The organism is Variovorax ginsengisoli (assembly GCF_030486595.1).
Lineage (GTDB): Bacteria > Pseudomonadota > Gammaproteobacteria > Burkholderiales > Burkholderiaceae_C > Variovorax > Variovorax ginsengisoli_B.
This window is the reverse complement of the sequence record NZ_JAUJZH010000003.1, coordinates 91,641-105,940: the sequence shown is the minus strand read 5'-3', so window position 1 is coordinate 105,940 and position 14,300 is coordinate 91,641. Positions and strand designations below refer to the sequence as shown.

14 protein-coding genes are annotated in these 14,300 nt (G+C 69.7%); 10 read left to right on the top strand and 4 right to left on the bottom strand.

Annotated elements, in window-relative coordinates; genetic code table 11:
• Positions 1 to 94: 94 nt before the first annotated feature.
• From QZH52_RS05140 to accD, 6 genes are read left to right on the top strand one after another with little or no spacing between them, the layout of a single operon-like run.
• Entirely contained in the window at positions 95 to 2,683 is a 2,589-nt protein-coding gene (locus QZH52_RS05140) for a FimV/HubP family polar landmark protein (protein WP_366919267.1), read from the top strand.
• 26 nt (positions 2,684 to 2,709) lie between these two features.
• Positions 2,710 to 3,522 carry a tRNA pseudouridine(38-40) synthase TruA gene (gene truA / locus QZH52_RS05135; RefSeq protein WP_301805012.1) on the top strand — a complete coding sequence of 271 codons (813 nt, stop codon included), beginning with the start codon at positions 2,710 to 2,712 and terminating at the stop codon, positions 3,520 to 3,522.
• Complete coding sequence (locus tag QZH52_RS05130) at positions 3,519 to 4,199, top strand: phosphoribosylanthranilate isomerase (RefSeq protein ID WP_301805009.1); 681 nt, start codon at positions 3,519 to 3,521, stop codon at positions 4,197 to 4,199. Before truA ends, QZH52_RS05130 begins: the two co-directional genes overlap by 4 nt.
• Positions 4,200 to 4,248: 49 nt before the next feature.
• The gene (gene trpB / locus QZH52_RS05125) at positions 4,249 to 5,523 is read left to right on the top strand and encodes a tryptophan synthase subunit beta (RefSeq protein ID WP_301805006.1); all 1,275 of its coding nucleotides are present in this window, start codon (positions 4,249 to 4,251) and stop codon (positions 5,521 to 5,523) included.
• Complete coding sequence (trpA, locus tag QZH52_RS05120) at positions 5,523 to 6,356, top strand: tryptophan synthase subunit alpha (RefSeq protein ID WP_301805005.1); 834 nt, start codon at positions 5,523 to 5,525, stop codon at positions 6,354 to 6,356. Before trpB ends, trpA begins: the two co-directional genes overlap by 1 nt.
• A 22-nt stretch (positions 6,357 to 6,378) precedes the next feature.
• Complete coding sequence (gene accD / locus QZH52_RS05115; protein ID WP_286510133.1) at positions 6,379 to 7,251, top strand: acetyl-CoA carboxylase, carboxyltransferase subunit beta; 873 nt, start codon at positions 6,379 to 6,381, stop codon at positions 7,249 to 7,251.
• Between the two features lie 125 nt (positions 7,252 to 7,376).
• On the opposite strand, the gene QZH52_RS05110 is transcribed toward accD, so the two are convergent.
• A complete protein-coding gene (locus tag QZH52_RS05110) occupies positions 7,377 to 7,934 on the bottom strand; it encodes a YggT family protein (protein WP_286526842.1) in 558 nt (185 codons plus the stop codon).
• 49 nt (positions 7,935 to 7,983) lie between these two features.
• Here QZH52_RS05110 and QZH52_RS05105 point away from each other — a divergent pair, with 49 nt between their 5' ends.
• From QZH52_RS05105 to QZH52_RS05090, 4 genes are all read left to right on the top strand, one after another.
• Complete coding sequence (locus tag QZH52_RS05105) at positions 7,984 to 8,631, top strand: LON peptidase substrate-binding domain-containing protein (RefSeq protein WP_301804999.1); 648 nt, start codon at positions 7,984 to 7,986, stop codon at positions 8,629 to 8,631.
• Between the two features lie 80 nt (positions 8,632 to 8,711).
• Positions 8,712 to 10,274, top strand: a complete 1,563-nt coding sequence (gene lysS, locus QZH52_RS05100; RefSeq protein ID WP_301804996.1) for a lysine--tRNA ligase — start codon at positions 8,712 to 8,714, stop codon at positions 10,272 to 10,274.
• On the top strand, positions 10,271 to 11,566 hold the full coding sequence (locus QZH52_RS05095) for an Hsp70 family protein (protein WP_301804993.1): 1,296 nt from the start codon (positions 10,271 to 10,273) through the stop codon (positions 11,564 to 11,566). The genes lysS and QZH52_RS05095 overlap by 4 nt, the downstream gene beginning before the upstream one ends.
• A complete protein-coding gene (locus QZH52_RS05090) occupies positions 11,563 to 12,072 on the top strand; it encodes a YgjP-like metallopeptidase domain-containing protein (RefSeq protein ID WP_301804990.1) in 510 nt (169 codons plus the stop codon). The genes QZH52_RS05095 and QZH52_RS05090 overlap by 4 nt, the downstream gene beginning before the upstream one ends.
• Before the next feature lie 4 nt (positions 12,073 to 12,076).
• Here QZH52_RS05090 and nagZ read toward each other — a convergent pair whose 3' ends face one another.
• Genes nagZ through QZH52_RS05075 form a run of 3 tightly spaced genes read right to left on the bottom strand, consistent with a single transcriptional unit; the run spans position 12,077 to position 14,299 of the window.
• Complete coding sequence (gene nagZ, locus QZH52_RS05085) at positions 12,077 to 13,144, bottom strand: beta-N-acetylhexosaminidase (RefSeq protein ID WP_301804988.1); 1,068 nt, start codon at positions 13,142 to 13,144, stop codon at positions 12,077 to 12,079.
• A complete protein-coding gene (acpS, locus tag QZH52_RS05080) occupies positions 13,141 to 13,536 on the bottom strand; it encodes a holo-ACP synthase (RefSeq protein WP_286536970.1) in 396 nt (131 codons plus the stop codon). Before acpS ends, nagZ begins: the two co-directional genes overlap by 4 nt.
• 19 nt (positions 13,537 to 13,555) lie before the next feature.
• On the bottom strand, positions 13,556 to 14,299 hold the full coding sequence (locus tag QZH52_RS05075) for a pyridoxine 5'-phosphate synthase (RefSeq protein ID WP_436411540.1): 744 nt from the start codon (positions 14,297 to 14,299) through the stop codon (positions 13,556 to 13,558).
• Position 14,300 lies beyond the last annotated feature (1 nt).

The window sequence follows — 14,300 nt, the reverse complement described above, 5'->3', positions numbered from 1 at the left end:
GACACGACAACCGTTGCCTGCGGCCCGCCTTTCGGCCACCCCCTCGAGTTCGACGATCCCTGGCCGCAGTCAGCTAACGCTGGTCAGTGCGGCGGTGGTCCTGGCTCTGGGCGGATTCGCCGCCGACGCCAACGCGCTCGCGCTCGGACGTCTCAACGTGCAGTCGGCGCTGGGCGAACCGCTGCGGGCCGAAATCGAGGTCACCGAGATCACGGCCGCCGAAGCCGACAGCCTGAAGGTGAACATCGCCTCGGCGGAGGCCTTCCGGGCGGCCGGCGTTCCGTACAACGCAGCGCTATCGGATGTCCGCGTCGGCGTCCAGAAGCGCGCCGACGGCCGCTACGTGGTCCGCCTCACCAGCAACCGCCTGCTCAGCGAGCCCTTCGTCGACCTGCTGCTCGAAGCCAACTGGGGCTCGGGGCGCATCGTGCGCGACTACACGGTGCTGCTCGACCCGCCGACCAGCCGCCAGGCAGCCGCGCCGGTGGCCCCGGTGGCACCGCAGATCTCCGCCGCCCCCCCGCAGCGCATCCAGCCGGCCGAAGTGCAGGCACCTCCCGTGCGGCGCGAGCGCCCGGTCGCTGCGGCCGCACCCGCGCCCGCCGCTGCGGACAGCGGCACCGTCCGCACTTCGAACGGCGAACAGGTCAAGGTCCAGCCGGGCGACACCGCCAGCAAGATCGCGGCCGCCCACAAGCCGGCCGAGGTCTCGCTCGACCAGATGCTGGTGGCACTGCTGCGCGCCAATCCGAACGCCTTCATCGGCGGCAACGTCAACCGGATCAAGGCCGGTGCGGTGCTCGAACTGCCCGGTGCACCGCAGGCGGAGGCCGTCCCGGCGGCCGAGGCTCGCCGCACGGTGACAGCCCAGAGCCAGGACTTCGGCGAATATCGCCGCCGCCTGGCCGACAATGCGCCGACCTCGAAGGTCGCCGACGCCGATCGCCAGACCTCCGGCAAGCTGCAAGCCAACGTCGAGGACCGCAATGCGGCCAACGCATCGAGTGACAAGCTCAAAATCTCCCAGGGCCTCGCCCCGGGCCGCCCGACCGAAGAGCAGATCGCCCAGGCGAAGCAGGCACAGGCCAGCAATGCGCGCGTGGCCGAACTGTCCAAGAACATCTCCGAGCTGAACAAGATCCAGGCCGCCACCGGTGCCGCGCCCGCGGCAGCGGCTCCAGCCCCAGCGGCGGCTCCCGCGCCGGTGGCGCCCACGGCCTCGACGGCGCCGGCCGCTGCCGTGCCTGTGCCGGCCGCTGCCGCACCTGCGCCGGCCGCCAGCCCTGCGCCCAGCGCCGCTGCGCCCGCAACCCCGGCCGCGGCGACAACGCCGGCCGTGGTCGCGCCGACGGTGGCGGCGGCCGCCGCGCCGGCCGCCGTCGCACCCGCGGCAGCGCCGCCCGCCGCTGCCGCCAAGCCGGTCGTCAAGGCGCCGCCTCCGCCGCCGCCCGCGCAGCAGAGCTTCTTCTCCGAACTCCTCGACAACCCGCTGATGGCCGGAGCGGCAGCCCTGATCGCCCTGCTGATCGGCTTCCTGCTCTACCGCGTGCTCGGCCGCAAGCGCCGCGATGCCGGCGACAGCGTCTTCATCGAAAGCCGCATCCCCAAAGACTCCTTCTTCGGCGCCAGCGGCGGCGAGTCGGTCGACACCAAGAACCGCGGGAACTCGGTGGTGTCGTCGCTGTCGTACTCGCCGAGCCAACTGGACGCCGGCGACGTCGATCCGGTGGCCGAAGCCGACGTCTACCTCGCCTATGGCCGCGACCTGCAGGCCGAGGAAATCCTGCGTGAGGCCCTGCGGATCAATCCGGAACGCACCGCCATCCACCTCAAGCTGCTCGAGATCCACGCCAAGCGCCGCGACCTGCGTGCCTACGAAGCGCTCGCCGCCGACGTCCACAAGCTCACCGGCGGCACCGGCAGCGACTGGAATCGCGTGGTCGAGCTCGGCAAGGAACTCGATCCGGGCAATCCGCTCTACGAAACCGGCAGCCGCGGTGGCGTGTCCGCCGCCGAGGCCGCCGCCTTCGCCGGCACGCTGGCCGCTGCCAGCGCCCCCGCCCCGCTCGCGCCCGCGGCGGAAGTCGAAGCGCCGCCGCCGGCCTTCGTGCCCTCGGTGGCACCGCTGGACTTCGATCTCGAACTGAGCACGCCACCGGCCGCGACCGCCCCGGCACCCATCACGGCCAGCCTGCCGATCACGCCGGCCCCGGTGCACAAGCCGGTCCCGACCGCCGCCGAGCTGCCGAGCACCGTCACGGCGCCGCTCAACGGCCACCAGCCGGCCGCCCCGGCCATCAGCCGCCTCGACCTCGAGAACGACTTCGATACCGCCCCGGGCGCGCTCGAGCCGATGGCGCGTTCCTCGGCGCACGCCGACGAGGAACGCACCCAGCCCGCACCGCTGCGTTCCGGCCTGCCTGCCGACTCCGGCTTCATCGAATTCGACATGAGTTCGCTGGCCGGCCTGTCGAACCGCAACCCGCCCGACACCGAGCGCGGCCGCCTCGAGACGATCGACGACAGCGGCGAGAACCCGCACGCGATCAAGCTGTCGCTGGCCCGCGAACTGAAGGCGCTGGGCGACGTCGAAGGCGCCCGCTCGCTGGTCGAGGAAGTCGCCGCCGAGAGCGCCGGCGACATCAAGGCCGAAGCCAAGCAACTGCTCGGCCAATTGCGCTGAGCGGCCATGCGGCCGCCGATTCCGCTGTGAGGCTGGCCCTCGGTATCCGCTACAACGGACAGGCCTATCAGGGCTGGCAAAGCCAGCTCTCGGGCCTCACGGTGCAGGACAAGCTCGAGGCGGCGCTGGCCCAGTTTGCCGCCCAGCCGATCTCGACGCTGTGCGCCGGCCGCACCGACACCGGCGTCCACGGCCTGATGCAGGTGGTGCACTTCGATACCTCGGTCGAGCGCCTGCCGATCTCCTGGGTCCGCGGCACCAATCGCTTCCTGCCCCCCGACATCGCGGTGCAGTGGGCGCAGCCCGTGCCCGACCAGTTCCATTGCCGCGCCAGCGCCCTCACCCGCCGCTACCTCTACGTGCTGTCGCAGTCGCCGGTGCGCCCCAGCCTCGATGCGGGGCGGGTCGGCTGGTCGATGCATGCGCTCGACGGCGATGCGATGCGCAGGGCCGCCGCCCTGCTGGTGGGACAGCACGATTTCAGCTCCTTCCGCGCCTCGGCCTGCCAGGCTCGGTCGCCGGTCAAGGACCTGCGCCGCATCGCGATCACGCGCCATGGCGAGGGCGAACGCTGCCGCTGGCATTTCGAATTCGAGGCCGACGCGTTCCTGCACCACATGATCCGCAACATCATGGGCTGCCTGGTGCGCATCGGCCGCGGCGACGCGCCGCCCGACTGGATGGCCGACGTGCTGGCAGCGCGCAGCCGGGTGGTGGCGGCGCCGACCTTTTCGCCGGCCGGCCTGTATTTCCTCGGCCCGTTGTACGCCGCCGGCTGGGGCCTGCCGCCGGAGGCGACGCTGCAGGCCGGAGGTGCTGCGTATGATGGTCCGCCATGAACGCCCCGCTCGCCCGCACCCGGATCAAGATCTGCGGCCTGACGCGTGAGGCCGACGTCGACGCCGCCATCGGGGCCGGCGCCGATGCGATCGGCTTCGTGCTCTATCCCGCCAGCCCGCGCGCGGTGAGCGTCGAGCGCGCCGCCGAGCTGGCCGCGCGGCTGCCGCCCTTCGTGACGCCGGTGCTGCTGTTCGTCAACGAATCAGTGCCGGCGACCCTCGATGCACTGGCGCGCGTGGCCGGTGCCATGGCCCAGTTCCACGGTGACGAATCGCCCGAACTTTGCTGGGAAGCCAGCGGCCGCGGCCGCCACCGTTTCATGCGCGCGGCCCGGATTCCGCTGGGCGCCGCCGGGGCTTCCTTCGACCTCGTAAAATACGCGTCCGATTACTCCCGCGCCCACGCCATCCTGCTCGACGCCCATGTCGAAGCCTATGGCGGTGGCGGCAAGGCATTCGATTGGTCACTTCTTCCACCCGCCGTCGACGCTCACCTCGTCTTGAGTGGTGGGCTCGCACCTGCAAACGTGGGCGATGGCATTCGTCAGCTGCGGACGCGCTGCAAGTCGCTGTCCGTTGACGTGAGTTCGGGCGTCGAGGCCGCCAAGGGCCTGAAGGACGCCGAGAAGATTCACGCATTCGTGGCCGCCGTGCGTGCGGCCGATGCCCTTCCCTAGCTGGCTGCCCCGCCTCGATCCGCGGGCGCCGGCCCAACGAATCGAGACCATGGACACCTACCAGCAACCCGACGCCAGCGGCCATTTCGGCATCTACGGCGGCACTTTCGCCAGCGAGACGCTGACCCACGCGATCAGCGAGCTGCGCGACGCCTACGCCCGCTACAAGGACGACCCCGAATTCCTCGCCGAATTCCACTACGAGCTGGCGCATTTCGTCGGCCGCCCCTCGCCGATCTACCATGCGGCGCGCACCAGCCGCGAGATCGGCGGCGCCCAGATCTACCTGAAGCGCGAAGACCTGAACCACACCGGCGCCCACAAGGTCAACAACACGATCGGCCAGGCCATGCTCGCCAAGCGCATGGGCAAGCCGCGCGTGATCGCCGAGACCGGCGCCGGCCAGCATGGCGTGGCCACGGCCACCATCTGCGCCCGCTACGGCCTCGAATGCGTGGTCTACATGGGCAGCCAGGACGTCAGGCGCCAGAGCCCGAACGTCTACCGCATGAACCTGCTCGGCGCCACCGTGGTGCCGGTCGAGTCGGGCAGCAAGACCCTGAAGGACGCGCTCAACGAAGCCATGCGCGACTGGGTCACCAATGTCGAGAACACCTTCTACATCATCGGCACGGTGGCCGGCCCGCACCCCTACCCGATGATGGTGCGCGACTTCCAGAGCGTGATCGGCACCGAGTGCATCGCGCAGATGCCGGCCATGCTGGCGGCGCAGGGCATCACGGGCGAGGCCGAAGGCCGCCAGCCCGACGTGGTCGTGGCCTGCGTCGGCGGCGGCAGCAATGCGATGGGCATCTTCCACCCGTACATCCCGTTCGAGCGCACACGGCTGATCGGGGTCGAGGCCGCCGGCGAAGGCCTGGACAGCGGCAAGCATTCGGCCTCGATCCTGCGCGGCAGCCCGGGCGTGCTGCACGGCAACCGCACCTACCTGCTGCAGAACGACGACGGCCAGGTCACCGAGACCCACAGCATCAGCGCCGGCCTCGACTATCCCGGCGTCGGCCCCGAGCATGCCTACCTGGCCGACATCGGCCGCGCCGAGTACGTCGGCATCACCGACACAGAGGCGCTGGAGGCCTTCCACTACCTGTGCCGCACCGAGGGCATCATCCCGGCGCTCGAATCGAGCCACGCCTTCGCCTACGCCATGAAGCTGGCGAAGACCATGCGGCCGGACCAGTCGATCCTGGTCAACCTTTCGGGCCGCGGCGACAAGGACATCGGCACCGTGGCCGACCTGTCGGGGGTCGACTTCTACGACCGGCCGTCGATGCGCGGCCTGCAAGTGAAGGGAGGCAAGTGATGAGCCGGATCGCCGCCACCTTCGACGCCCTGCAGAAACAGGGCCGCAAGGCATTGATTCCCTACGTGACGGCCGGGTTCCCCTATGCCGACATCACGCCCGCCCTGATGCACGGCATGGTCGCCGCCGGTGCCGACGTGATCGAGCTCGGCGTGCCGTTTTCCGACCCGATGGCCGACGGCCCGGTGATCCAGCAGGCCGGCGAGGCCGCGCTGGCGCTCGGCGTCGGCATGAAGCAGGTGCTGGCCATGGTCACCGCCTTCCGCGAGCAGGACCAAGCCACGCCCGTGGTGCTGATGGGCTACGCCAACCCGGTCGAGCGCTACGACGGCGTGCACGGCAAGGGCGCCTTCATCCGCGACGCCGCGGCCGCGGGCGTCGACGGCCTGCTGGTGGTCGACTATCCGCCCGAGGAATGCGAGGACTTCGCCGCCGCCCTGAAGGCCCATGGCATCGACCTGATCTTCCTGCTGGCGCCGACCAGCACCGACGAGCGCATGGCCCAGGTCGGACGCATCGCCACCGGCTACGTCTACTACGTCTCGCTGAAGGGCGTGACCGGCGCCGGCCACCTCGACACTGACGCCGTGGGCCGCATGCTGCCGCGCATCCGCCGGCACGTGGGCGTGCCGGTCGGCGTGGGCTTCGGCATCCGCGACGCCGGCACCGCCCAGGCGGTCGGCGCGGCCGCCGACGCGGTCGTGATCGGCACCCGCATCATCCAGCTGATCGACGGCCAGCCGCGCGACGCGGTGGTGCCGGCGGTGCGCGACTTCCTGGCCGGGATCCGCCAGGCGCTCGACGCCCTGCCCCGGTCCGCGACTGGCGGATAATCCATGCCAACGAAGGAGCACCATGAGCTGGCTTGAAAAACTGCTTCCCCCCAAGATCACGCCGACCGACCCGAGCGAGCGGCGCCAGATGCCCGAGGGCCTCTGGATCAAGTGCCCGAGCTGCGAAACCGTGCTCTACAAGACCGACCTGGAGCACAACCAGAACGTCTGCCCAAGCTGCGGCCACCACCACCGCATCGGTGCGCGGGCGCGTCTCGACGCCTTCCTCGACCCCGAGGGCCGCTACGAGATCGGCCAGGAAGTGCTGCCGGTCGACGCCCTGAAGTTCAAGGACAGCCGCAAGTACCCCGAGCGGCTCAAGGAAGCGCTCGAAAACACCGGCGAGACCGATGCCCTGGTCGTGATCGGCGGCTCGGTGCACAGCATCAACCTGGTGGTTGCCTGCTTCGAGTTCGACTTCATGGGCGGCAGCATGGGCAGCGTGGTCGGCGAGCGCTTCGTGCGCGGCGTCGAGACAGCCATCGAGCAGAAGGTGCCTTTCGTGTGCTTCACCGCCACCGGCGGCGCGCGCATGCAGGAAGGGCTGCTGTCGCTGATGCAGATGGCCAAGACCAATGCGGCGCTCACCCGCCTGGCCAAGAAGGGCCTGCCCTACATCAGCGTGCTGACCGACCCGACGATGGGGGGCGTGAGCGCCGGCTTCGCCTTCGTCGGCGACGTCGTCATCGCCGAGCCCAAGGCGCTGATCGGCTTCGCCGGCCCGCGCGTGATCGAATCTACCGTGCGCGTGACCCTGCCCGAGGGCTTCCAGCGCGCCGAGTTCCTGCAGACCAAGGGCGCGGTCGACTTCATCTGCGACCGCCGCGAACTGCGCAAGACCATCGCCAGCACCCTGGCCATGCTGCTGCGCCAGCCCGCCGACGCAGTGGACTAGGCTCGCCCCCCAGGTTGCCCGGCACTTCGTGTCCGGGCGCCCACCCCCCTACCGGGGGCAACACCAGCGGCCTGGCAGAGCCAGTTCCGCGGTGTTTCACGAACGGGCCTAGCTGCGCCGGCCGATCAGCCCAGGGTGAAGGCGCCCTGCATCAGGTTGCCCAGAACGATCGCGACCACCTGCAGCAGCACGATCGCGGCCAGCACCGACAGGTCGACGCCGCCGACCAGCGGAATGAAGCGGCGCAGTGGCCGCACCAGCGGTTCAGCCAGGCGCGCGATCAGGTCGTGCAGCATCGACGATGCGTTGGGCACCCAGGACAGCACCGCGTGGACAATCAGCAGCGCGGTCAGTCCGGACACTGCGAGCTGAAGCAGCCCGATCAGCGACACCAGCGGCAGCACGGCCCAGCGTCCGATGCCGCCCAGCAGCAGCCACAGCAGCAGGAACTTGGCCAGCACCAGGAGCCAGGCGGCCACCCCGCTGGCAAGGTCCCAGCGCTTCACCGACGGAATCACGCGGCGCAGCGGCAGCACGATCCAGTCGCTGACCGCGAACACGAAGCGCCCGAGCGGATTGCCGAAGGGCACCCGGTGGTATTGCATGTAGAGACGCAGCAGGCAGGCGCCGCCCAGGAGGCCGACTATCACGTCGAGCAGGAACGAGGGGATCTGATAGAACATGGCGCTTGGTCGTGAAGGAATGCGATGATAGCCACGCCAAGGTTCATCGATGACGACACAACCCCTTCTGCGCGCCCTTCCTTTGTTCCCGCTCGGCACGGTGCTGTTTCCCGACGGGCTGCTGCCGCTGCGCATCTTCGAGGTCCGCTACCTCGACATGATCGGCCGCTGCCACCGCAATGGCGCCCCTTTCGGCGTCGTCTCGCTGACGCAGGGTCAGGAAGTTCGACGGCCCGGCGCCGAAGCCGAGTCCTTCGCCGAGGTCGGCACGCTGGCCGTGATCCGCGAATTCGACGCCCCGCAGGCCGGCCTGATGCAGATCGAATGCGTCGGCACGCAACGCTTCCGGCTGCGCTCGAGCGAACTGCAGAAGCACGGCCTCTGGACCGCCGAGGTCGACGCCGTCCCCGACGACGTTCCACTGGCCCTGCCCGACGACCTCCAGCACACGGCCGACGCCCTCCGGCGCCTGGTCGACACCCTCGACGAGCGGCGCCGCATGGAAGGCGGCGATGGCGTGCGGCTGCCGATCGGCGAGCCCTACCGTTTCGAGGATTGCGGCTGGGTCGCGAACCGCTGGTGCGAATTGCTGCCGATGAAGACCGAGCTCAAGCAGAGGCTGATGGCGCTCGACAGCCCGCTGATGCGCCTCGAACTCGTCAGCGACCTGCTGGCCCGGGCCGGCATCTCAAAGTAGCTGGCTCCAGGGGCGCACCGCCCGGCGCCCGTTAAAATGGCGGGTTGCGCGCTTTTTGCCGCGCCCCCACTCCAGCGCCCATGTCCGACCACCTGACCCCCTCCGTTCCCGCGCCCGCCGCGGCCCCCGCATCGGCGCCCGCCGTCGACGACAACCAGCTCATCGCCGAACGGCGCGAGAAGCTCAAGGCGCTGCGCGGCGCGCAGGCGGAAGGCAAGGGCGTCGCGTTCCCGAACGACTTCAAGCCCGGCCACCGCGCGGCGGCACTCGTCGCCGTCCACGGCGAGACCGAGGCCGAGGTGCTGGAAGCCACGCCGATCGAGGTCAGCGTGGCCGGCCGCATGATGCTCAAGCGGGTGATGGGCAAGGCCAGCTTCGCCACCCTGCAGGACGCCACCGGCCGCATCCAGCTCTATGTCCAGCGCGACGCGATCGGCGAAGAGGCCTACGCCGATTTCAAGCGCTGGGACCTCGGCGACATCATCGGCGCCGTCGGCACGCTCATGAAGACCAAGACCGGCGAGCTGTCGGTCAAGGTCACGCAGCTGCGCCTGCTGACCAAGAGCCTGCGGCCGCTGCCCGACAAGTTCCACGGCATGGCCGACCAGGAGCAGAAGTACCGCCAGCGCTATGTCGACCTGATCACCGACGGCGCCGCGCGCGAGCGCTTCGCGGCTCGCAGCAAGGCCGTCAGCGCGCTGCGCGAGTTCATGGTGGCCAACGACTTCCTCGAGGTCGAGACGCCGATGCTGCATCCGATCCCGGGCGGCGCCAACGCCAAGCCCTTCAAGACGCACCACAACGCGCTCGACCAGGAGATGTTCCTGCGCATCGCGCCCGAGCTGTACCTCAAGCGGCTGATCGTCGGCGGCTTCGAGCGCGTGTTCGAGATCAACCGCAGCTACCGCAACGAAGGCATCTCGGTCCGGCACAACCCGGAATTCACGATGATGGAGTTCTATGCGGCCTACTGGAACTACCGCGACCTGATGGACTTCACCGAGACGCTCATCCGGACCATCGCCGACAAGGCGGTGGGCAGCCAGCAGCTCGAGTACCAGGGCAAGCCGGTCGACCTCGCCCAGCCCTTCGAGCGGCTGACGATCCGCGAGGCGATCCTGAAGCACACCGACGCCGGCACCAACGTCGACGACGCCGCCTGGCTGGTCAATGCCCTGCGCAAGATCGGCCTCAGCGAAGAAAAGGACAAGCTCTCGCAGCGCAGCCTGGCGAGCCTGCAGGTCATGTACTTCGAGGAAACCGTCGAAGAAAAGCTCTGGCAGCCGACCTTCATCATGGAGCACCCGACCGAGATCTCGCCGCTGGCGCGCGCCAACGACGAGCGCCCCGAGGTCACCGAGCGCTTCGAGCTCTACATCACGGGCCGCGAGTTCGGCAACGGCTTCAGCGAGCTCAACGACGCCGAGGACCAGGCCGCGCGCTTCAATGCCCAGGTGGCGGCCAAGGACAGCGGCGACGACGAGGCCATGTTCTTCGACCACGATTTCGTGCGCGCGCTCGAATACGGCATGCCGCCCACCGGCGGCTGCGGCATCGGCATCGACCGCCTGATGATGCTCCTGACCGACTCGCCGAGCATCCGCGACGTGATCCTGTTCCCGGCCCTGCGCCGCGAGTCTTGAGCCGGCCCGCCCCCGCGATCGGGATCGACTTCGGGACGTCGAATTCCGCCGCTGCCTTCGTCGGCGAGGACGGCCGCGCCCGTCCGCTGCTGCTCGAAGGCTCGGCCATCGCGATCCCGACCGCGATCTTCTTCAATTCCGAAGACCGGAGCACGCATTTCGGCCGCGAGGCGATGGCGCTCTACCTGGCCGGCACCGAAGGCCGGCTGATGCGTTCGCTCAAGAGCATCCTGGGCAGCGCGCTGATGCAGGAACCGACCGAGATCGACAACCAGCTGGTCAGCTTCGAGGACATCATCACGCTGTTCCTGTCCGAGCTGGGCAGCCGGGCGCGCGAGCAGCTCGGCGCGCATCCGGGCCGGGTCGTCATCGGCCGCCCGATCCGCTTCGTCGACGACGACGACAAGCGCGACGCGCAGGCCGAGGCCTCGCTGCGCCAGGCGGCCGAAAACGCCGGACTCGGCGAGGTGTCGTTCCAGTACGAACCGATCGCGGCCGCCTTCGACTTCGAGCGCCGCGTGACGCGCGAATCGCTGGTGCTGATCGTCGACATCGGCGGCGGCACCTCCGACTTCACGGTGGTTCGGCTCGGCCCCGAGCGCATGGGCCACCCCGATCGCGCCAGCGACATCCTGGCCACCACCGGCGTGCATATCGGCGGCACCGACTACGACCAGCGGCTCAGCCTCGCCTGCGCCATGCCGCTGCTGGGCTTCCGCCACCACGGGCCACAGGGCCGCGAAGTGCCGAGCCGCACCTTCTTCGACCTCTCGACCTGGCACCTGATCAACTGGCTGCAAGCGCCGAAGTCGGTTCGCCAGGTGCAGGAACTGCGCAGCAGCTACCTCGACACCCGGCTGCACGACCGCCTCATGAATGTGCTCGTCAACCGCGAGGGCCACCGCGTCGCCAGCGAGGTCGAGGAGGCCAAGATCCGCAGCTCGATGACCAACGGCGAGGTATCGATCGACCTGTCGTGCGCGGAGCGCGGCCTGCAGGCCGCCTTGAGCGCGGCCGACATGGCGCAACACCTGTCGGCCTTGCTCGACAGCGTGGTCGCCTGCGCCCGCGACTGCGTGCAGCGCGCCGGCCTCCAGGCCAGCGACCTCGACGCCATCTACCTGACCGGGGGCTCCTCGGCGCTGCGCCCTTTCCAGAGCGCGCTGCGCGCCGCCTTCCCCGGCGTCGACCTGGTCGAAGGCGACCTGTTCGGCGGCGTGGCGGCCGGCCTGGCCTATGCGGCCGCGGCCCCTTCGGCCACCCCCGGCAAGCGGACGCCGCAACCCGCATGAAGTACCTCGCCGCGTACCCCGCGGCGCTGCGCGCCCAGGTCGAGAAACTCGTCGCCGAAGGCAGGCTCGGCGACTGGCTGCAGAAGCGCTACGGCGCCCCGCACGATATCCGCACCGACCGCGCGCTCTACGACTACGTGAGCGACCTGAAAAGCGAATTCCTGCGCAACGCCGAGCCGCTCTCGAAAGTGGTGTTCGACAACAAGCTGCACGTGATCCGCAACGCCCTGGGCACCCACACCACGGTCTCGCGCGTGCAGGGCGGCAAGCTCAAGGCCAAGCGCGAGATCCGGGTGGCCAGCCTGTTCAAGGAGGTGCCGATCGAGTGGCTGCGGATGATCGTCGTGCACGAGCTGGCGCACATGAAGGAGCGCGAGCATGACAAGGCCTTCTACAAGCTCTGCATGCACATGGAGCCCGACTACCACCAGCACGAGTTCGATCTCCGGCTGTACCTGACGCACCTCGACGGCGGCGGCGAGCGGCTGTGGACGCCGTCCGTCTGAAGGCTCAGGGCAGCAAGCCCACGGCCTGGAGGTAGTCGGAAGAGGCCTGGAGCCCTGCCCAGTCGAACGCCGGGCCGCGCGGCAGCAGGCCGCGGCGACGCCGCTCGCTGGCCGGGTCCGGCCGCCAGCGCCCGCCGTGCCGGGCCGCGGCCATGCCGTCGAGCAGCGCGTCGAGCGCCGCCCCCTCCCCCACGCTCTGGTTGCACAGCAGCGCCAGGTCGCAGCCGGCGTCGAGCGCGGCCAGCGCCGCGTCGGTGTAGCTCAAGACCTGGCCGTCGATCCGACGCGCCGCCTCCATGCTGAGGTCGTCGCTGAACACGGCGCCGTCGAAGCCGAGCTTGCCGCGCAGCACCTGCTGCAGCCATTTCGCCGAGAAACCAGCCGGACGGGCATCGACCTTCGGATAGATCACATGCGCCGGCATCACGGCCGCGAGCGTGCCCTGGAGCCATTCGTAGGGCCGCGCGTCGTCCGCGAGGATCGCCTTGAGGCTGCGCCGGTCGACCGGAATCGCGACATGCGAATCGGCCTTGACGAAGCCGTGTCCCGGAAAGTGCTTGCCGCAATTCGCCATGCCGGCCTGCAGCAGCCCGTGCATCAGGCTGCGCGCCAGCAGCGCCACCACGCGCGGATCGCGATGGAAGCTGCGGTCGCCGATCACGCTGCTCTCGCCGTAGTCCAGGTCGAGCACCGGCGCAAAACTGAAATCGACCCCGCAGGCCCGCAGCTCGCCCCCCAGCACCCGGCCGCAGGCGACGGCCGCCTGCGTCGCGCGCAGCGGGTCGCGCATCCAGAGCTCGCCCAGCGTGCGCATCGGCGGCAGGCGCGTGAAGCCGTCGGTTCGGAAGCGTTGGACCCGCCCGCCTTCATGGTCGACACAGACCAGCATGTCGGGTCGGATCGCCTTGATCTCGGCATTGAGCGCCGTCATCTGTGCCCGGTCGTTCCAATTGCGGGCGAAATGGATCACGCCCCCCACCAGGGGATCGGCCAGCCGGCGGCGGTCGGCCGCGTTCAGTTCGGTCCCCGCCACATCGATGATCAGGGGCGCATGCAAGGTCTTGTCGGTCATTCTTTGCGTTCGACCACGACGAAGCTCGCCGCATAGTCGGTTTCGTCGGTCACGGTCACATGGGCGGTCAGGCCCTGGGCCTCGAACCAGTCCTTGAGGCCCCCGTGCAGCACGATCACGGGCTTGCCGCTCTTCTCGTTGAGGATTTCGCACAGCCGCCAGCTCATCGGCATCCGCATGCCCATGCCGACCGCCTTGCTGAAGGCCTCCTTGGCCGAAAAGCGGGTCGCCAGGTAGCGCAGACCGCGCTTCGGCCAGCGCGCGCTGCGGGCCTGCCAGATCGCGAACTCGGCCTCGCCGAGCACCTTGTGGGCGAAGCGCTCGCCCTGGCGCTCGAAGGTGGCGGCAATGCGCCGGATGTCGCAGATGTCGGTGCCGATGCCGTAGATCACGCCAGCGTCGTCTTTCTGTCTATCGCGCTTCTTCGATCCGGCGCAGGTACTCGCGGGTCGCCGCGGCGTAGCCCAGTTCGAGCGCATCGGAAACGAAGGCATGGCCGATCGAGACTTCGCGCACGCCCGGCACCGCGCGCAGGAATTCGCTCAGGTTGTCGCGGCTCAGGTCGTGGCCGGCATTGACTTCGAGCCCGGCCGCCTGCGCGGCGCGCGCCGCCTCCACGTAGAGCTGCAGCACCTGGCTCGCCTTGGAGGTGTCGCGCGAGGCGGCGTAGCCCTCGGTGTAGAGCTCGACGCGATCGGCGCCGACCGCCTTGGCGGCCGCCATCATCTCGGGCGCCGGGTCCATGAACAGGCTCACGCGCACGCCCAGCGCCCGGGTCTCGGCGATCAGCGGGCGCAGCCGCTCGGCGTCCTCGGGGAAGCTCCAGCCATGGTCGCTGGTGGCCTGGGTCTGGCTGTCCGGGACGAAGGTCGCCTGGTGCGGACGCAGCTCGCGCACGAACTCCATCAGGTTGTGGAACGGATTGCCCTCGATGTTGAACTCCGCCGCCGGCCAGTCCTTCTTGAGCAGCCCCGCCAGGTCGCGCACGTCCTGTGGCCGGATGTGGCGCTCGTCGGGGCGCGGGTGGACGGTGATCCCGTGCGCGCCAGCGTCCAGGCACAGTGCGGCCGCGAACAGCACGCTGGGGATGCCGAGCGGGCGCGTGTTGCGCACCAGCGCGACCTTGTTGAGGTTGACGGACAGGGCTGTGGACATA